Annotated in this window: 15 protein-coding genes; 8 read left to right on the top strand and 7 right to left on the bottom strand. The window is 60.1% G+C overall.

From position 1 onward, the window contains the following. Positions 1-88: 88 nt before the first annotated feature. From MTP40_RS11745 to MTP40_RS11725, 5 genes are all read left to right on the top strand, one after another. Positions 89-1,138, top strand: a complete 1,050-nt coding sequence (locus MTP40_RS11745; protein ID WP_249259431.1) for a pyridoxal phosphate-dependent aminotransferase — start codon at positions 89-91, stop codon at positions 1,136-1,138. Beyond that, on the top strand, positions 1,135-2,637 hold the full coding sequence (locus tag MTP40_RS11740; RefSeq protein WP_249259430.1) for a cobyric acid synthase: 1,503 nt from the start codon (positions 1,135-1,137) through the stop codon (positions 2,635-2,637). Before MTP40_RS11745 ends, MTP40_RS11740 begins: the two co-directional genes overlap by 4 nt. Then, positions 2,634-3,305: a precorrin-8X methylmutase gene (locus MTP40_RS11735; RefSeq protein ID WP_117534020.1), complete on the top strand. Its 672-nt coding sequence runs from the start codon at positions 2,634-2,636 to the stop codon at positions 3,303-3,305. Before MTP40_RS11740 ends, MTP40_RS11735 begins: the two co-directional genes overlap by 4 nt. Positions 3,306-3,428: 123 nt before the next feature. After that, positions 3,429-4,799: an MATE family efflux transporter gene (locus tag MTP40_RS11730; protein ID WP_249259429.1), complete on the top strand. Its 1,371-nt coding sequence runs from the start codon at positions 3,429-3,431 to the stop codon at positions 4,797-4,799. Positions 4,800-4,983: 184 nt separating this feature from the next. Further along, complete coding sequence (locus MTP40_RS11725; RefSeq protein WP_249259428.1) at positions 4,984-6,831, top strand: HD-GYP domain-containing protein; 1,848 nt, start codon at positions 4,984-4,986, stop codon at positions 6,829-6,831. Positions 6,832-6,964: 133 nt separating this feature from the next. On the opposite strand, the gene pflA is transcribed toward MTP40_RS11725, so the two are convergent. The 7 genes from pflA to MTP40_RS11690 form a co-directional block, all read right to left on the bottom strand. Beyond that, a complete protein-coding gene (gene pflA / locus MTP40_RS11720) occupies positions 6,965-7,720 on the bottom strand; it encodes a pyruvate formate-lyase-activating protein (protein ID WP_154277042.1) in 756 nt (251 codons plus the stop codon). Next, positions 7,707-9,959 (bottom strand): formate C-acetyltransferase, encoded by a 2,253-nt coding sequence (pflB, locus tag MTP40_RS11715; RefSeq protein ID WP_249259427.1) that lies wholly within the window; start codon positions 9,957-9,959, stop codon positions 7,707-7,709. The genes pflA and pflB overlap by 14 nt, the downstream gene beginning before the upstream one ends. Positions 9,960-10,592: 633 nt before the next feature. Further along, entirely contained in the window at positions 10,593-11,045 is a 453-nt protein-coding gene (locus tag MTP40_RS11710) for a hypothetical protein (protein ID WP_249259426.1), read from the bottom strand. Between the two features lie 90 nt (positions 11,046-11,135). Beyond that, complete coding sequence (locus MTP40_RS11705; protein ID WP_249259425.1) at positions 11,136-12,161, bottom strand: lysylphosphatidylglycerol synthase transmembrane domain-containing protein; 1,026 nt, start codon at positions 12,159-12,161, stop codon at positions 11,136-11,138. Positions 12,162-12,464: 303 nt separating this feature from the next. Continuing rightward, entirely contained in the window at positions 12,465-14,066 is a 1,602-nt protein-coding gene (locus MTP40_RS11700) for a glycosyltransferase (RefSeq protein ID WP_249259424.1), read from the bottom strand. Positions 14,067-14,088: 22 nt separating this feature from the next. Then, positions 14,089-14,916: a hypothetical protein gene (locus MTP40_RS11695; RefSeq protein ID WP_249259423.1), complete on the bottom strand. Its 828-nt coding sequence runs from the start codon at positions 14,914-14,916 to the stop codon at positions 14,089-14,091. Positions 14,917-14,976: 60 nt separating this feature from the next. Next, a complete protein-coding gene (locus tag MTP40_RS11690; protein ID WP_249259422.1) occupies positions 14,977-16,137 on the bottom strand; it encodes an acyltransferase family protein in 1,161 nt (386 codons plus the stop codon). Positions 16,138-16,513: 376 nt separating this feature from the next. On the opposite strand from MTP40_RS11690, the gene MTP40_RS11685 reads away from it, so the two are divergent. From MTP40_RS11685 to MTP40_RS11675, 3 genes are all read left to right on the top strand, one after another. Next, positions 16,514-18,022, top strand: a complete 1,509-nt coding sequence (locus tag MTP40_RS11685; protein ID WP_249259421.1) for a class I adenylate-forming enzyme family protein — start codon at positions 16,514-16,516, stop codon at positions 18,020-18,022. Between the two features lie 28 nt (positions 18,023-18,050). Continuing rightward, on the top strand, positions 18,051-19,523 hold the full coding sequence (locus MTP40_RS11680; protein WP_249259420.1) for a class I adenylate-forming enzyme family protein: 1,473 nt from the start codon (positions 18,051-18,053) through the stop codon (positions 19,521-19,523). A gap of 182 nt (positions 19,524-19,705) precedes the next feature. Next, positions 19,706-19,948, top strand: a complete 243-nt coding sequence (locus MTP40_RS11675; protein ID WP_005934955.1) for an acyl carrier protein — start codon at positions 19,706-19,708, stop codon at positions 19,946-19,948. Position 19,949: the final 1 nt, after the last annotated feature.

Raw genomic sequence — 19,949 nt, 5'->3', positions numbered from 1 at the left:
TCGCCCTCTCAGTCATGCCTTGCATGACAGCTCCCCCAAAGGGGGAGCCAAGAGCTGGGATGAACCATCCAGGAAAAGGAGAACGAAGATGCAACTAGTACATGGCGGCGATTGGGCCGGTTACCGGGCCGAGTTCGGGCGGGATGCGCTGGATTTTTCGGCCAACGTCAGCCCGCTGGGCCTGCCGGAAGGGGTGGCCCGGGCCATCACGGCGGCATTGCCCACGGCCGACCGCTACCCCGACCCCCTGTGCCGGGAACTGCGGGCAAAGCTGGCGCTCCATGAGGGTGTGCCGGCGGAGCAGATCCTCTGCGGCAATGGGGCGGCAGACCTTATCTTCCGGCTGGTCTGGGCCAAAAAGCCCCGCCGGGCGCTGGTCACCGCCCCCACCTTTGCGGAGTATGCCACTGCTTTGGAAAGCATCCGCTGCACGGTGGAACGCTTCTTTTTGCGGGAGCAGGAAGACTTTGCGGTCACGGATGCGTTCTGTGCGGCCATCCGCCCGGGGGTGGACATGGTATTCCTCTGCCAGCCCAACAACCCCACCGGCCAGCTGACGGCCCTGCCGCTGGTGGAGCAGGTCCTCCGCCGCTGCGCGGCGTGCGGCACCCTGCTGGTGGTGGACGAATGCTTCCTTGATTTCCTGCCCGACCATGCCCTGCACACGGCAAAAGGCCTGCTGGGGGAGGGAGATCTGGTCATCCTGAAAGCCTTCACTAAGCTCTACGGCATGGCGGGCGTGCGGCTGGGCTATGCCCTGAGTGCCGACACAGCACTGCTGGAACAGATGCAGGCCTGCGGCCAGCCCTGGGGCGTGTCCAGTCTGGCGCAGGCGGCGGGGCTTGCCGCGTTGGAGGAGACAGCGTATGTGGAAAAGGTCCGGGCCCTCATTGCCGAACAGCGGCCCCGCCTGACGGCCGGGCTGCGGGCGCTGGGCCTGCGGGTGCTGGACGGCAGGGCAAATTACCTGCTGTTTCAGGCCCCGGAGACACTGGGAGAAGCCCTGCGGCAAAGGGGCGCTGTGCTGCGCAGCTGTGCGAACTACCCCGGACTGGGCCCCGGCTGGTACCGCACCGCCGTGCGCACCGGACCTGAAAACGAACAGCTTTTGAAGCTTCTTGCGGAGGTGCTGGAATGAGCAAGGCAAAGTGCATCATGGTGCAGGGAACCATGAGCGGTGCAGGCAAAAGCCTGCTGTGCGCCGCCCTCTGCCGCATTTTTGCGCAGGACGGTTACCGCGTGGCTCCCTTCAAGAGCCAGAACATGGCGCTGAACAGCTTTGTCACCCGGGATGGGCTGGAAATGGGCCGGGCACAGGTGGTGCAGGCGCAGGCCGCAGGCATCGAGCCGGATGTGCGGATGAACCCCATCCTGCTCAAGCCCAGCAGTGACGTGGGCAGTCAGGTCATCGTGAACGGCGAGGTGCGGGGCCAGATGTCCGCCGCCGCCTATTTCAAGATGAAAAAAGCGCTCATCCCGGAGATCCTCTCGGCCTATAACAGTCTGGCCGAAACCGTGGACATCATCGTCATCGAGGGGGCCGGAAGCCCGGCAGAGATCAACCTGAAGGCAGACGATATCGTCAACATGGGCCTTGCCCGGCTGGTGGATGCCCCCGTTCTGCTGGCGGGCGATATCGACCGGGGCGGTGTGTTCGCCCAGCTGTACGGCACGGTGGCGCTGCTGGAGCCAGAGGAGCGGGCCCGCATCAAGGGGCTGCTCATCAATAAATTCCGCGGCGATGTGGAGATCCTGCGCCCCGGCCTTGCTATGCTGGAAGAAAAAACGCAACTGCCGGTGTTGGGGGTCGTGCCCTACCTGAAGGTGGACATTGAGGACGAGGATTCTCTTTCCACCCGGCTGGATGCGGGCAGAACGGTCCACCCGCTGGATGCAGCCATCCTCCGCCTGCCGCACATCTCCAACTTTACCGATTTCATGCCGCTGGAGCAGCACCCGCTGCTGGGCGTGCGGTATGTGCAGAATACCCGCCAGCTGGGCACACCGGATCTCATCATCCTGCCCGGCACCAAGAACACGGTGGATGACCTGCTCTGGCTGCGGCAGTCCGGGCTGGAAGCAGCCCTGTTGAAGCTGGCGGCCAACGGCACGCCGGTGCTGGGGGTCTGCGGCGGGTATCAGATGCTGGGTGAGACGCTGGCCGACCCCGAAGGCACGGAGAGCGGTACGGTGCAGACTGTGCGGGGGCTGGGGCTGCTGCCCACCCACACGGTCTTTACCGGCCAGAAGCACCGCACCCAGGACACTGCCGCCGTGACCGCCGCCCCCTTTGCGGGTGCGGCCCTGACCGGATATCAGATCCACACCGGCCGCACCGAGGTGCAGGGTATGCCCTTCTGCACACTGGCAGACGGCACACCCGAGGGCTGCGTGCAGGACAATGTGTTTGGCACCTACCTGCACGGCCTGTTTGATACCGGGGAGCTCACCGAGAAGCTGGTGGCCCTGCTCTGCCGGCGCAAGGGCATTGCGCCGGACAGTGCCGCCCTCATCCCGATGGAGCAGTACCGCCAGCAGCAGTTTGACCTGCTGGCCGATGGCGTGCGCGGCGCGCTGGATCTGGATGCCGTTTACGCGGCCATGGGGTTGGAGAACCCGCGGAGGAATGCACAATGATCCCACAACATCATCTGCCCGCCGACATTGAGCGGACAAGCCTTTCCATCATTACGGCAGAGCTGGAAGCGTTGGGCCTGACCCCGCCGCCCGAGACTGCCGCTGTGGTCAAGCGGGTCATCCACACCACCGCCGACTTTGACTATGCGAAAAATCTGCGCTTCACGCCGGGGGCTGTGGCGGCAGGTGTGGCCGCTCTGCGGGCCGGGACCCCTATCATCACCGACACCAACATGGCGCTTTCGGGCATTTCCAAGCCTGCCCTTGCCCGGCTGGGCGGCAGTGCCCTCTGCTACATGGCGGACCCCGAGGTGGCGCGGATCGCAGCTGAGACCGGCACCACCCGGGCAGTGGCCTCCATGCACCGCGCGGCGCAGGAGCACCCCGGGGCCATCCTTGCGGTGGGCAATGCCCCCACCGCTCTGCTGGCCATTGTGGAGGAGATCGAGGCCGGGCTGCGGCCTGCCCTGGTCATCGCCGTGCCGGTGGGCTTTGTGAATGTGGTGGAAAGCAAGGAAGCGCTGTTTGCCGCCTGTGCAGCCCACGGCGTGCCTGCCATCGCGGCCATGGGCCGCAAGGGCGGCAGCACTGTGGCCGCCGCAGTCTGCAACGCCCTGGTCTACTCCGCTGCCGAGATGCTGGACCCAGCGGCGAGAGGGTGGAAATAGGGTGGAACCGGTAAAAACGCCCCTTTTTACGCTTTTGCTTGACTTTTTGGCAGAAACAAGGTATCGTTTATCTGTATGACGATTGATCTATGAGTTGAAGCTTTGCGTGAAAAAGGAAACATTATGGCACAGACGATTTTAGAAGAAAAGAAAAAATCACGGCTGATGACAGAGGGCAGCATCTGGAAGAGCATCCTGCTCTTCTCGGTGCCGCTGATCCTGGGCAACATGCTGCAGCAGCTGTACAACACCGCCGATTCCATCATCGTGGGCAACTTTGTGGGCAGCAACGCGCTGGCAGCCGTCGGCTCCAGCGGCTCGCCCATCTTCCTGCTCATCGGGTTCAGCCAGGGCATTGCCGTGGGTGCCGGTGTCGTGGTGTCCCAGTTTCTGGGAGCCAAGGACAGGGAGGGTGCGCACACTGCGGTTCACACCTCGCTGGCCCTTTCGGCCATTCTGGGTGCGATCCTGACCGTGTGCGGCATTGCCGTCAGCCGTGCCCTGCTCACCGCCATGAACACCCCCGCAGAGGTGCTGGAGGATGCGGTGCTCTATATGCGGCTCTATTTTGGCGGTGTGCTGTTCAGCGTGGTGTATAACATGGCGGCCGGTATCCTGAACGCCGCCGGCAACTCCAAGCGGAGCCTGCTTTACCTGGGCGTTGCCTCCATCACCAACATCGTCCTCGACCTTGTCCTGATCGCCGGATGCAAGATGGGCGTGGCCGGTGCGGCCATTGCCACCGATATCAGCCAGCTGGTGTCCTGTGTACTCTCCCTGCGCTTTCTGATGCGGGTGGAGGACGATTACCGCGTGACGGCAAAGGAAGTGCGCGTGCACAAAAAGATGGCGGTCCGCATCATCAAGGTGGGCCTGCCCACCGGTATCCAGAACATGGTCATCTCCCTTTCCAATGTGCTGGTGCAGGTCAGCGTCAACGGCTATGGTGCCGCTGCCATGGCAGGCTTTGCCGCCTATATGAAGGTGGATGGCTTCAACATTCTGCCTGTGCTGAGCTTCAGCATGGCGGCCACCACCTTTGTGGGCCAGAACTTTGGTGCGGGCAAGATCGACCGTGTCAAAAAGGGCACCTTTGTCACCCTGGGCATGTGCATCGTTTACACCATCCTGACCGGCATCCTGCTGCTCGTCTTCCAGGATTCCATCATGCACCTGTTCACCGGCGATGAAACAGTCATTGCCTACGGCAAGATCTGTATGCTCTATTTCTGCCCCTTCTACTGGATGCTGGGCATCCTGCAGGGCCTTGCCGGTACGGTGCGCGGCACCGGGAAGAGCGTGCCGCCCATGGTGGTGCTGCTGATCTCCCTGTGCCTGTTCCGCATCGTCTGGATCCAGTTTGCCCTGCCCCTGTTTGCAGGCATTGAGGGCGTGCTGCTGGTCTACCCGGTGTCCTGGGCTGTGGGTGCAGTGTTGATGGTGCTCTACGCCTGGAAGGGCAAATGGATGCAGCTGCCGGAAGCAATTTCGTAAATCGGGCACTCCTTTCCCCCGGTAAAAGTGTATTTTATACAAAAAATAACGCATGAATGCGTAAAAATATCCGGGGGGGGGGGTAAAAAATCTGCGAAAATCAGTTGATTTCTGCCGAAAAATACCGTATACTGAATTATAGTTTCAAATCGAACGACGGACTTCGACAAAAGGGGCTGATAAGATGGAGCGCACACAGGCAGAGGCCTTTGAACAGTATATTCGGGATCTGCGCGTTGTGCGCTCGATCTCCCGGCCCAGCTTTCCGGAGGGCAAAGCTCCCGCTGCTGTGCTGGAAGAGATCCAGAGCAACGCGCTGAGATGCAACACCCTGATGCGGCAGAATGAGGCACTGCTGGCGCAGTTTGTCTACGACCGCGACCCTGCCTCCCTGACCGAAGAGGATATCCAGGGACTGAGTGCCTTTGCAGGCAGGCTGTTCAACTACGCGAACAGCGAGGATATGGGCGTGGCGTTCAAGGTGCATCAGCTGCTGCTGGCAGCGGCCCGCAGCCGGGAAGACGTGCCCATGATCGTCAGGGAGCTGTACTACACAGGCATCACCCTGCATTATATGAACGTCCGGGATGAGGGAACTGGCATCAACCTGTTGGGAGATGCGATCCAGGTCTATTTTACGGAAGCTGCTGAATCCATGTCACGGTATGAACAGCTGGACAGGAATACCCGGCAGTATCTCATCCGCTGTGTGGGCAACACCCGGCTGGGGATGTCCCGCGGCACCCATGCGGAAAGCTGCCGGTATCTGGAGCGGTTCCGCCGCGCAATGGACATCATCCAGTCTGCGCATTACCATGCGCTGGACCCGGAGTTCCCCTGGGAAAGCTACATCTATTCCATGCACATGGACCGCATGACCCTGCTGACCCATCTGCGGCAGGAGGAGGATCCCGAGGTGGCGCGGCAAGTGCTGGAATCGGCGGAATACATCTGGGGGCACAAGAAGAAGTACAAGGGTCAGGATGCGCGCCTGCAGAACTGGCGGGTGCCCTATTTTTACGCCGCTGCCCGCTACCATGCCGGGGTGGGCAGCCTGGAAGATGTGGTCAAGATCCTTCTGGAATCGGCGGGAAGCGTGGCGCAGGATGATTATTCTGCCGAGGCCATCAGCCGGAAGCTGGTTCTGGCGGCCTATCTCTCGGTCTATGCAGAACGTCTGGACGAGGCGGGAGCACAGAGGTATCGTGCAACCGTGGAGCAGGTACGCCGTTCTGCGTATCAGTATCTGGAACAGATGCCGGCCAGCCAGTATCCCCGTGTGGTAAACTCTGCCGCCTGGGAGTTGAGCAAGATCAACACCAGCTCAGATGAAACGGCGAACCGCCGGATGCTGGGCAGTATCCTGGCCGGGCACAAGCCGACCTATGTCCACTCGCTGATGGTGGCAGAGCTGACCCGTGCCCTGCTGCATCGGCAGATCGAGACAAGGCCCGAAACACTGGTGGGCCTGCTGGGCTGCAGGAGCGCGGCCGAGGTGCAGACCCGGCGGGAAGAGCTCTGCCAGACAGCCTATGAGTGCGGCCTGTACCACGACCTTGGCAAGTGCGCCGTTCTGATGTACATCGACAACAACGCCCGCCGCCTGCTGGATGAGGAGTTTTTCTGCATCCAGAGCCACCCAAGGACCGGCGCTGCCATTCTGAATAGAATGGGCTGCGGAAGAACGCTGGCCCCGGCGGCACTCTATCACCACTGCTATTACAACGGCAAGGGCGGATATCCCAATGATGTACCCTCCTGCCCGGAGGAGATCAAGGGGATCGTGGATGCGCTGAGCGTGGCAGACTCGCTGGATGCCGCCACCGATAATATCGGTCGGTGCTACAACCTTGCCAAGCCCTTCCGCACGCTGCTGGAAGAGCTGCGGGCCCAGAGCGGCACCCGCTATGCGCCCAATGTGGTCGCCCTGTTCGAGGATGAGCGTTTCTGCCAGCAGCTGGCAGAGAACACGGATGCCGAGCGCAAAAGGGTGTATCTGCAGGTGTATCACGCCGGAAGTGAAGAAAAATAAACGACCCTCTCTATCATTGCTTCGCAGTGCCACCTCCCCAAAAAGGGAGCGGGCATACGTCAGCGTGATAGAGAGGGCCGTTTTTTTGTTTAAGTCAGGATGAAGCTTTCCCAGTCCACCCTGCCGGTGCAGTTCAGCCGGGGTACTTAGCCACTTCCAACAGTTCCTCCGCCCGGCGGACCTGTTCCGCCGTGGGGGGAACGGCATCGGGCAGGGGATAGGAGATGCCCAGCTTCTGCCACTTGAACAGCCCCAGCGTGTGGTAGGGGAGCACCTCCACCCGCTGCACCGTTTTCAGGCTGCGGATGAAGTCTGCGGTCCTGCGCAGGCCCTCCTCGTCATCGGTGAGGCCGGGCACCAGCACATGCCGGATCCAGAGCGGAACGCCCAGATCAGAGATGTGCCGTGCCATGGCTAAGATGTTGGCATTGTCCCTGCCGGTAAGCTGACGGTGCTTCTCCGGGTCGATCTCCTTGAGATCCAGGATGACCAGGCTGGTGGAAGCCATCAGGGTATCGAAGGCGGCCAGGTAGGCGGGGTCATCGGGCTGGAACGGCTGACCGGCCGTGTCCAGCGCGGTGTGTACCCCCTTGGCGCGCGCCAGCTGGAAGAATTTTATCAAGAAGTCCATCTGCCGCAGCGGCTCGCCGCCGCTGACGGTGATGCCGCCCTTCTTGCCCCAGTAATTGCGGTAGCGCCAGACGTGCTGGAACAGCTTCTCCGGAGACCATTCCGTGCCGCCCTCAGCGCTCCACGTTTCGGGGTTGTGGCAGTATTTGCAGCGCAGGGCACAGCCCTGCAGAAAGACAACGAACCGGACACCCGGCCCGTCCACCGAGCCGAAGCTTTCCAGCGAGTGGACGAGACCGACAGGGTCACAGTGCGGCATGGCAGGTACGGGAGATCACGTCCATCTGCTGCTCGCGGGTCAGGTCGATGAACTTGACCGCATAGCCGGAGACGCGGATGGTGAAGTTGGCGTATTCTTCCTTTTCGGGGTGCTCCATGGCATCCAGCAGCTTCTCCTTGCCGAACACGTTCACGTTCAGGTGGTGTGCACCCTGATCGAAGTAGCCGTCCATCACCTGCACCAGGTTCTCCTTGCGCTCCTCCTCGCTGTGGCCCAGAGCCTCGGGGTTGATGGTCTGGGTGTTGGAGATGCCGTCCAGAGCCCAGTGGTAGGGCAGCTTGGCAACAGAGTTCAGGGAAGCCAGCAGGCCGTTCTGCTCCGCACCGTAGCTGGGGTTTGCACCGGGTGCAAAGGGGGTAAAGGCGGCACGACCATCGGGCAGAGCACCGGTGTACTTGCCGTACACCACGTTGGAGGTGATGGTCAGGATGGAGGTGGTAGCCTCGGAGTTGCGGTAGGTGTGGCGCTTCTTGATCATCTCCAGGAAGGTGCGCAGCAGCCAAACGCCGATCTCATCGGCACGGTCGTCATCGTTGCCGTACTTGGGGAAGTCGCCCTCCACCTCATAGCCGGTGGCCAGGCCGGTCTCATCGCGCACGACCTTGACCTTGGCGTACTTGATGGCGCTCAGGGAGTCGATGACGTGGGAGAAGCCTGCAATGCCGGTGGCAAAGGTGCGGCGCACATCGGTGTCGATCAGGGCCATCTCGGCTTCCTCGTAGTAGTACTTGTCGTGCATATACTGGATGAGGTTCAGCACGTTGACGTACAGGCCGGCCAGCCAGTCCAGCATCTGCACATACTTGGGCAGGACCTCGTCATAGTTCAGGTACTCGCTGGTGATGGGGGCATAGTTGGGGCCGCACTGTTCGTGGCTCTTCTCGTCCACGCCGCCGTTGATGGCGTACAGCAGGCACTTTGCCAGGTTGGCGCGGGCACCAAAGAACTGCATCTCCTTGCCGGTCTGGGTGGCAGACACGCAGCAGCAGATGGAGTAATCGTCGCCCCAAACGGGCTTCATCACATCATCGTTCTCGTACTGAACAGAGCTGGTGTTGATGGATACCTTGGCGGCGTACTTCTTGAAGCTCTCGGGCAGGGCGGAGGAGTACAGAACGGTCAGGTTCGGCTCCGGTGCGGGGCCCATGTTCTCCAGAGTGTGCAGGAAGCGGTAGCAGTTCTTGGTGACCATGCTGCGGCCGTCCATGCCGATGCCGCCCACTTCCAGGGTGGCCCACACGGGGTCGCCGGAGAACAGCTGGTTGTAGCTGGGGATGCGGGCAAACTTGACCATGCGGAACTTCATCACCATGTGGTCGATCAGCTCCTGAGCCTGGCTCTCGGTCAGGGTGCCGTTCTCCAGATCGCGCTGGATGTAGATATCCAGGAAGGTGGAGATGCGGCCCACGCTCATGGCAGCGCCGTTCTGGGTCTTGATGGCGGCCAGGTAGCCGAAGTACAGCCACTGGCAGGCTTCCTTGGCGTTCTTGGCGGGCTGGGAAATGTCGCAGCCGTAGGCCTCGGCCATCTTCTTCATGCCCTTCAGGGCGTTGATCTGGCGTGCGATCTCCTCGCGCAGGCGGATCACGTCATCGGTCATGGTGCCGTCGCCGCAGTTGGCAAAATCCTCCTGCTTGAACTTGATCAGGGCATCGATGCCGTACAGGGCCACGCGGCGGTAGTCGCCCACGATGCGGCCGCGGCCGTAGGTGTCGGGCAGGCCGGTGATGATGTGGGTGTGGCGGGCAGCCTTCATCTCAGGGGTGTAGGCATCGAACACAGCCTGGTTGTGGGTGCGGGTATAGTCGGTAAAGATCTTGTGCAGCTCCTCGCTGGGCTGATAGCCGTAGGTGGTGCAGGCCTGCTCTGCCATCTTGATGCCACCGTAGGGCATGAATGCACGCTTCAGGGGCTTGTCGGTCTGCAGGCCGACGATCTGCTCCAGATCCTTCAGGGTCTCGTCGATATAGCCGGGGCCGTAAGCGGTCAGGCTGCTGACGACCTCGGTCTCCATGTCCAGCACGCCGCCCTTGGCGCGCTCTTCCTTCTGCAGCTTCTGCAGGGCACCCCACAGCTTATCGGTCGCCTCGGTGGGACCAGCCAGAAAGCTTTCGTCGCCGTCGTACGGGGTGTAGTTCTTCTGGATGAAGTCGCGGACATTGACTTCCTCTTTCCAGATGCGGCCCTCAAAGCCTTCCCACTGTTCAAAATTGATCATTGGAACCTCCTTGCTCCATTTCATGCGCAAGTTAGCGCATTCTAACTACTGAGCCTTTGAAAAACCGCACTGCATAGGCGGCTTTCTGGGGGCGAAACAGTCTTAAACTGCCGTCTGCGGCAGCTCTAACTACAAGGTGTAGACAAAAATGAAAACCTGCCCACAAAATCTTGCGTTACTATAATAACAAGAACCACTTTAAAAAGCAATAGAAAACAAGTGGGTTTTCTTCCAAAGCAAGGGGGATTCTTTGGGCAGAATGTAGAAAAAACGCTGAACCCCTGGCGGTGCACACTTTTTTCGGGGAAAATTGCAAATTGAGGGTTGACAAGACTAACCACTTATGGTATCCTGTTCTCACGGCGCTGGTTAGCTACTTCTAACCACGCTGCACCAAAAAACGGAACGTCTGCAAGCGCTCCGTTCCATTCCTCCATTCCATACTCTCTTTTTCTTGGCAGGATGCAGCATTCTGGTTTGCTCTGCATCCGCTGCGCGGCACACAGGGCTCTGGTACGGCACTGTGCGCAGATGAAAACAAAAACGGGACACTCAGCTTGACCACCTGAGTGCCCCGATTTTTGTTTTGTCCCGGTCGTTGATCAGCCGCATCCCGGGGAGCGGACAACATCTTTACACCACCGCATCCCGCAGCAGCTGGTAGATGGCCTCCGCGTTTCCATCGGGGGAGCGGAGGGAGACGAATTTTCCATTTACCTGGCAGACCCCGTCTGAATAGACGGTGAAAAGCAGGTTCTGGCTGGAACCGTCTGCAAAGCGCAGGGTGATGGAATGCGCTTCGTAGTCGTGGGAGTAGGAGCGAGCGTTCTGGTTGAACTTCTGGTAGCAGCTCGCGTTTTGCAGGATCTTGAAAAATGCCTGATAGGTGTCATCGCCCGCAGAATAGGCGTGGGTGGTAACCACCGATGGGCTCAGGCTGACGGTATCCTCCACATTGACAGAGACGGAAGTGCTTTTATTGATATCGGTTTTCAGGTCAACGCGGCGGTTGGAAACAAACAACAGTACGAACAACAGGACCCAGAGGGCCATGATGGCATAAAAACGGAGACTTTTGTTTTCCATAAGGCGTTCTCCTTTGGCGGGCCGCACAGCAGGGCGGCCAGAGATCTTCAAAGAATACGCTCTCATTATAGTGCCGGAATGCGCAGGATGTCAACTGTTCTCCAGATGCTTCTGCGCCGCAAAGGTACCTGCGGCGCTGGCGGCAAACACAAAATAGTAGCTTGCGATGCGGAAGAGCATCAGGGTGCTCATGGCTTCGCCGCTGGTCATAAAGCTGCTGAACACCAGCAGAAAGGCTGTTTCAATGGAGCCCATGCCTGCTACATTGGGCAGTGCGTTGGAAAGGAAGAGCATCAGGCTGGTGAGCAGTTGTACCTGCCAGAAGCTCAGCCCGCAGGAAAGCCCCATGAACCGGATGCAGAACCACGGCAAGGTGAACATCAGAAACAGCTTGAGGGTCTGCACGGCAAGGATGCGGGCACAGCGGCCCTTGTCGGCCAGCAGGAGGCGGCTCTCGGTGGCCAGGGTGTCCAGCTGCTCCAGCCACTTTTCCCGGCGGGTCTGCCATGGTTCCGTTTTGGGCAGAAAGCCCATGGCCCAGCGGGCCAGCCGCTGCACCAGCGGCGAGACACAGAGCAGCACCAGCGTCACGATGACCAGCGCCACCACGCAGTAGGCGGCGGGCAGATAGTGCATCACGCCGGAGGTGTTGGCGGCGAGCCAACGGTGCTGCAGCAGGAGCATCACAGTGGCATAGAGCAGAACGGTGGTCTTGTGGAATACATATTGCAGGGTCATCAGGCCCACACCGGGGCCCAGCGGCAGGCCGCAGTGGTAGAGATAGTAGGACTCCATGGGCACAGCCCCGGCACCCAGGCCGACCACGTTGCCAAAGATGCCCACAAAGGCGGCATCCAAGCCGCGCCGCAGGGTAAAGCCCGGCAGGCGGCAGCGGATGATGAGCCAGCAGACGATTCCCTCAAGCAGGGGGTATGTCAGGCCGATGGCCAGCACCAGCAGCACCTGCCGGAAGGAGAGCTGGGCCAGCGCGGTCGAGATCTCGGCCCAGTGGCTGCTGAAGATGAAAACCACTACACAGGTCAGCGCCAGCAGCACCAGCAGAGAAAGGATCGCCTTTTTGCGGGAGGGCTGCTGGGGGGTGTTGGTCTGTTCCATGGGACAAGGCTCCTTTCACGATACTGCTTGCAGTATAACACAGCGGAACCTTGTTTTTGTGAACTGAAACAAAATTTTTCTCGTCACTTTGTGTGATATGATAAAAAAGAACCTCTCCGGCTTACTTCGTTCGCCAAGCCCGGGTTGCGGCACCCAGCATCCACTTCGTGTTGGAAACAACACTTGTGTCTTGCTGGCCGCGGCCCCAACAGCAACGCCCTTTATCCGCCACTGGCGGCGGTTGTTGCTGTTGCCCCTATGAGGAGAGGTGGCATTGCGAAGCAATGACGGAGAGGTTTTGTGTTACTTTTTCGCTGTCAGATCTTCCACAGCAGCCCGGAGCGTCTGCTCAAAAGCCTCCTTGGAATAATACTGCTCGTACATTTTACGGCATTCTGTCCGCATGGAGGCCAGCTCTTCCGGGTGTTCAATGGCGTGCTCCAGCAGGACAGCCAGCTGTTGCGGGTCGTCGTTGTGGTAAACGAAGCCGTTCCGCCCCTCGGAGATGAGCCCGGCGGTGCCGGTGTGCTCCGATACGATGGACGGCTTGCCGAAGATCAGACCCTCGGTGACAAAGGTGGGCATGGGATCATCGCGGGAAGCACAGACCAAACCGGTGCACTGCTCCATCAGGCTCTTGATCTCGTCACGGGTGAGCCGCTTGCAGTAGTACACGTTTTCCGGGTAGTCTGCGGTCAGGGCGCGGACGGAGTCCATCATCTCCTTGTCAGCGGCCTGGCCCACAAAGAGGAAGGAGGCCTTCTCCCGTACCTCGGGCGGCAGCAGGCGGATGGCCTTGCAGAAGATATCGTGGCCCTTGCGGCGCTCAAAGGAGCCCACCGTGGCAAACAGCGGGCGGCCGTGGTTGTAGCCCAGATCGGTGCGGACAAAGTTCTCTGCCGCGTAATCAGGTAGGCCGTAGATGAGCGGCCGGATCTCGAACTCGGGCCGCACGGCGCGCATGGCGTTGGCGGCGTGGCTGCCCACCGAGTAGACCCGGACATTCTCTCCCAGCTGGGTGGGGATCTGGTGGGCAATGTGGGGATAGCCTGCAAAGGCATCGTGGAGCCACCACAGCACCGGCACGGCGGTGCCGCTCAGGGCACGGACAGCCCGGGCCATGACCACCGTGTTGGCGATGACGAAGTCGGCACAGAGGGCCATGCCCCAGGCATCGGAGACATTGCGGCAGGACGACCGGGTGATGACCGAGGCCCCGGCATCCAGGAAGAGATGCAGGGAGCCGCCGTCACTGGGGCCCAGCACAAGTACCTCATACCCCATGCTGCGCAGCACCGGCACGGCGCTCACCAGCACGATGGGTGCGCCGGTCATATCCAGCACATGGCTCATAATAAAGGCACGTTTGCCGTGGGCCGAAAACGCATCCTCGGCGCAGATGCCGCGCTCGTAGTGGAGCAGGGCCTGCGGGATGAGAGCGGGCTTAGTGCAGAGCTGCGCGGCCAGCGCCAGCAGCTCGGGCACATTTTCAGGGTCATGGGCGGCGGCGCGGCAGCGCTCCAGCAGGGTGCGGCTGACCACGGCGCAGCGGTTCTGCGCCTGCAGCGGCTGGCTCTGATAGAGGGCAGTCGCCCCGCCAAAGCCGAACACAGCGTTGCAGACGGCGTAATCCGCACCATCCTGCAGGGCTTTGGCAAAGTACATCAGGGCGGTGGACATCAGCTCCACGTCCTCGGCGGCCAGAAGCACGCCGTCCACGCTTGCGGTCAGCTCCCCGCCCAGCCGGTCCACCAGCCGGAACTTGCGATGGAGCTGGTCGGTCAGGGTGGCTTTCAGGGCCGTGCTGCGGGCCGATGCGCGGACCAGCAGATAGGTGCTCTGGGTGTTGCTGTACTCCTGCAGGGCCAGCTGACGCTGCTGCAGGGGGGTGTAATTGTTATACATGGCTGTTCCTCCGTTCCGCTTCTCAGTTTCCACGGTGGAACAGGCGCATCAGGCTGCGGATGGGAGCAGTGAGCTTCCAGCTTTTACTGGAAAACACGCTTTCCAGCGAGGTCTCGTAGGCAGTGCTCCGGGCCTGCAAATCGGCGTTTTTCTGGTGCAGCTGTGCGATCTCCTGCTGCAGGGCGGCCACCATCTGCTGTTGGGCCGCGGCATTCTGCTCCAGCTGCTGGATATGCTGCTTTTCGCTGTCCTTGCGCAGCTGGAGCTGCTGCACGCCCTGCAGCACGGCGCAGAACAAAGGCTCGTCCGTCAGGGTCTCCAGCGGGAAGTAGCCATAGCTCACCACCAGCTTCATCCCGGCGGGGTAGTGGGTGGTGCCCTCCAGCCGGTAATTGGGGTCATCGCCCAGGAACAGGGTGCTTCCACCGGAAAGGTTCAGGCCGTTGGTGGGCACGCAGATGATGCGGTCGTCTGAAAAGATCAGGTTGGTGATGCAGCAGGGCAGCTCACCCGGGTCGAACCGCAGGGCCTGCACGGCCACCGGCAGCTCAAAGGTCGCGGTCACGGCACCGGTCAGCTCATCGGTGGTGCAGTCGGGCGCGGTCAGGGTGTCCTTTTCCGAAAAGCCGAAGCCTGCATCATAATAGAGCAGCGGCTGCAGCAGAGTGGGCGAGTCAGTATGCATCTCGCGCTGGGGGTGTGCCGCAAGGTAGGACTGCACCTTCTGTTCCAGGGCAAGGCAGCGTTCTGCCAGATGGGAAGCACCTTCGTCCGAAAGCTTGAGCTGCTGTTCCAGCTCGGCGATCTTTTCCTGCAGAGCCGCAGTGTTCTCAGGAGCTGCGTTGTTCATAACCGGATTCTCCTCATAATATTATTTCACTTCAGCAGAGGGTGCACCCTCTGCAAAAAATCAGTGTTTTGCCGCAAAATGACGCTCAGGCACCTCGGTGCGGGCGCTGCGCCGGCGGGGCGCTTCCGCCGCCTTTTGCTCCCGGCGGGAGGTGAGCCAGAACTTCAGGTCCCGGCGGCGCACCAGCAGCTCGCAGATGAGCAGGGTGGAGCCCAGCGAAAGGGTGAACTGCAGCACCATGCCCAGCACCGGGTGAGCCGCAAACTTCTGGGGCATCAGATACCAGGGAATGGCCGTGAGCTCCACGGTGTGGACGCAGAAGATGAACAGCGAACGACGGCCAATGGCCTGAATGGCGTGGGTGACAACGTTCTCCACCCTGCGCTGGAACCAGATGACGATGGAAAGGATGCCCAGGCCCGTCACGGCATCCAGCAGGATGCTCACGGGGCCGAGGGTCCACTCGGCCATCGAGACGCAGTCGGTGCTCTTGGTAAGAAGCACCAGTGCGGCCACAGCCAGCGCCGCCGCGATCATCCCGCCGCGCAGACGGGGCGGGAGAGGCTGTTCAAAGATCTTATGCTTCTTGGCAAGGTAACCCACATACAGAGCCGGAACGGTGACCATGCCCTGGCCGATGCAAAAAGGGGCCTCCCAGGTGATGCAGATGCCCCAGCCTAACAGCATGGTACCCAGCACCGCCCAGTTTATGTACTGCTCCGGGAAGATATTCAGGATGAGATCCAGCAGGATCCATGCGATCATCAGCGAGAGCAGATACCACATGGGGCCGCAGGAGAAGAACAGCTGGCCGAAATAGGTGGCCGTGTGGGGCAGGCCCAGTGCAAAGCCGCCCAGCACCTTGTAGGTCTCGTAGGTGGCGTTGTGCAGGCTGCCGAACAGGCTGTAATGGATGATAAAATGGAACACGGTGGTGGCAATGCCTGTATAGATGTAAGGCTTGAGCAGCGTTTTGAACTGCTGGTCGATGCACTTGCCGATGGAGCGCTTGCGGAAGCCGTAGCCGCTGGCAATGTAAAAGGCCGCCATCAGGGATTCGCGGTAGGCGAACATGCAAAAGGTCAGCGGGTTGATGTGGCTGGCATCGCCCATGGGGTAAAGCTCACCGGTGTGGGCAAAGACGATGGTCAGCATGCCGACACCCTTGAGCAGATCGAACATGCCCAGCGAATTTGCGGCACGGCGTTTGGTTCCCTCCATAAAAAGGTCCTCCTCTGCGCCGCACCCCGCCCCGGGATGGCAGAATTGCCGGATTTTTGGCGCATCATGTTAAAAATTAGAGATATTTATAATAAGTATAATGCTTTTTGCCCTTGCTGTCAATCAAACGCAGGGAGAAAGCATGATGGGCGGATACCGGGAAAAGTGTACCACACTCACGGCCTGCCCGCAACAAAAGGCAGGATTTACATCCGGGTGCACAGATTGACTGCAAGTTTAAATTGCATATTTGTGCAATTAAATCTTGCATTTGAGCCCTCTATGCGGTATACTCTAGGCTAGAGTGCCCAGAAGATTCCATTTGGCGGAAACAAGAGGAAATAATTTAACAAAAATAAACAGGGAGTGTAAAATAATGGCAAACAAGGCTTGTAACGAAGTTGTGACCGTGGCAAATATGCCGATGACCGTTTTTGATATGATCTCTGCGATGCAGAATAAGTATGCTGACCGTGTGGCGTTCCGCTATGTGGAAGGCAAGGACACAGTGGTGGAAAAGACCTACGCTCAGTATGTGCAGGATATCCGCAAAGCGACCGGCTACCTGCAGCAGGAGCTGGGCGAGCCCAAGGGTAAGAAGATCGTCATCCTGAGCCGCACCAATTATGAGTACGGCGCGGTCGTTTTCGGCACCATGATGGCAGGCGCTGTCATCGTGACCCTGAACCAGGGCAAGACCTGGGCCGAGCTGGAGTATGAGCTGGGCATGGTGGAGCCGGACCTCATCTTTAATGACGGCATCGATTACGGCTACCGCGCCCAGCTGGAAGCACTTTACGGCGCTCGGCTCCGCCCCATGGATGCCTGGACCACTGCCCCTGAGGCTGAGATGGTCAATCGCATCGACCACGAGGGTCTGCTGATGCTGATGTTCACTTCCGGCACCACCGGCCGCAGCAAGGGTGTGATGCTGAGCGAGAAGAACTACTTCACCGCCTGCCAGATGTACATCGATGGCCTGAAGTCCGTCCTTGACTATGAGGAGCGGCTGGTACCCCAGTACCTCGACCAGACCTTCAGCCACTTTACGCTGGTGCCCATGTTCCATCTGGCCGGTTTCATCTGCTACTTTGTCTATGGCATACAGGGCTGGACCCTGAATCTCTGCTGTGATGCCCGCGACCTGCGTCGGGATATGAGCCTGATGCACAGCGATGCCATGTCTACCCCTCCGGTGCTGGTGGAGATGATCTGCAACGAGGTCAAGCGCGGCCATGCCGACCGCCTGAACGGGCTGTGGAACCTGAGCTGCAGCTCTGCCATCCTTGACCCCGCCATTCTGAGCGATCTGGTGAAGAATGGCTTCTACATCAATCAGTGCTACTCCATGACCGAGCTGGCCGGCTATGGCCTGCTGAACGTGACCCAGGAGGGCGACCACCTGCGTGCCCTGGGCAAGCCGGACGGCTTCTGTGAGGTCAAGGTGGACGAGACCGGCGAGATCTGCGTCCGCGGCGGCTGCGTGATGCTGGGCTACTATGAGGACCCCGAGGCCACTGCCGAGACCATCGACAAGGACGGCTGGCTCCACACCGGCGACCTGGCCCGCGTGGACGAGGAAGGCTACTACTATATGACCGGCCGCAAGAAGAACCTCATTATTCTGGACAGCGGCGAGAACGTCAGCCCCGAGGAGCTGGAAAAGCTGCTGGGTAAGTGCGATGCCATCAAGGAGTGCATCGTCAAGGAGATGGGCAAGAAGATCGGCACCGTGGTCTGCTGTGAGGATGACAAGCAGCAGCAGGTGAAGGCTTTTGTCACCGAGCTGAACCGCACCCTGCCCATGTACAAGCGCATCTCCGTGGTGGAGTGCAGCGCCGAGCCCCTGCCCCGCAACGCGCTGGGCAAGCTGCTGCGCAAGTAAAATCAAACGGGAGAAAAAGGAGCAGACCATGGTAAACAATGTCTATGATCTTGTCACCTGGACAATGGAGCAGGAATTCCCCGGGCGGGTGGCATTCCGCTGGGTAGAGGATGCCACCGGCACCGTGAAGGAAAAGACCTATGCCGAGTATGCACAGGATATCCGCCGCGCTGCTGCCTGGTTTGCCCAGAACATCCCGGAGGTGGAGGGTAAGCGGGTGGTCCTGCTGAGCCGGAACTGCTATGAGTACGGCGTGAATACCTTTGGCGCTGTGCTGGCCGGGGCTGTTCTGGTAACGGTGAACCAGAAAAAGACCTGGGATGAGCTGAGCTGGGAGCTGGAGCTGGCAGAACCTGCCCTCATCCTGAACGATGGGGTGGACTACGGCTGCCGTGACCAGCTGGAGGCTGCGTATGGGGAGCGCCTGCGGCCGATGGATGTCTGGAAGGACACCGCGCCCGGCGGGCTGGAAAAGAAGATCGACCCCAATGCCCTGATGGTCATGCTGTTCACCTCCGGCACCACCGGCCGCAGCAAGGCCGTGATGCTGGCAGAGCGGAACTTCTTTACCGTGATGCAGATGCACGTTGCCATGGGCGACCACATGCTGGACTTCAAGCACCGGCAGCTGCCCGAGGACAAAAACGATGTCCTGAGCAACTTTGCCATCCTGCCCCTGTTCCATCTGGGCACCTTTATCTGCCTGTTCTCCTGGCCCTTCAAGGGCTGGGCTCTGAACCTTTGCAGTGACCTGCGGAATTTCTACCGGGATCTTGGCCTGATGCACAGCGATTCCATTGCTGTGGCCCCGGTGCTGATGGAGAGCATCTACAAGGATGTCAAGCGCGGCCGCGCCGATAAGCTGAACGGCCTGTGGAACCCCTGCGGCAGCTCTGCCATGTTCGACAGCGAGCTGCTGCTGGGTCTGGTGGAAAACGGCATGTACATCACCCAGTGCTACGGCATGACCGAGACCTGCGGCGATGGTCTGGTGAACTACGCCCAGGCAGAGCCCCATATCCGGGCGCTGGGCAAGCCGGACGGCCACTGCGAGTACAAGCTGGATGAGACCGGCGAGATCTGCATCCGGGGCGGCTGTGTGATGCTGGGCTACTATAAAGACCCCGAAGCCACCGCCGAGATCATCGACAAAGACGGCTGGCTCCACACCGGAGACCTGGCCCGTGAGGACGAGGACGGCTATTACTACATGGTGGGCCGGAAGAAGAACCTGATCATTCTGGGCACCGGCGAGAATGTCAGTCCCGAGGAGCTGGAAAGAAGGCTCAACGCCTGCCCTGAGGTGCAGGAGTGCGTGGTCAAGGAGATGGGCAAAAAGATCGGCGTGCTGATCTGCTGTGCCGAGGAAAAGCAGGCGGAGGTCCGGGCCTTTATCACCGGGTTGAACCGTATCCTGCCGCTGTACCAGCGGATCACGGCGGTGGAGTTCAGCACCGAGCCCCTGCCCCGCAACGCCATGGGCAAGCTGCTGCGCAGGTAAGCGCGGAAATTGTAAAAAAAGCGCAAAACCGGGCGGTCGGTGTGTTGCATTTCCTCCATAAAACAGGTATTATAAAACACAGGAATGCCCCGCCGGCTGGCTAAACGGGCCCGGCGCGTGGCATACTGAAACTGCGCCCTTGCAGGCGATAAAAAATCCCTCACGGAAAGGAAGATTTTTTGATGGAAAGAGCAGAAATCATGTCTCAGATCCTGGCAATTCTGGAGGATGTGGCAGAGATCTCGCCCGAGGATGTCAACGAAAACAGCGTGATGATGGATGATCTGGATCTGTCCTCTATGGAGATCCTGACCGTCGTGGCCGATCTGGAAGAGACCTTTGGTCTGCGCATCCCCGAAAAGGAGCTGCGCAACTTTGTGACCATCGGCGATCTGGCCGATTATCTGGCCGAGAACGCGGGGTAAA

Origin of the sequence: Faecalibacterium sp. IP-3-29 (assembly GCF_023347335.1) — a bacterium.
GTDB classification, from domain to species: Bacteria; Bacillota; Clostridia; order Oscillospirales; family Ruminococcaceae; genus Faecalibacterium; species Faecalibacterium duncaniae.
The sequence above is the reverse complement of the archived record's forward strand: the minus strand, read 5'-3'. Positions and strand labels throughout refer to the sequence as shown.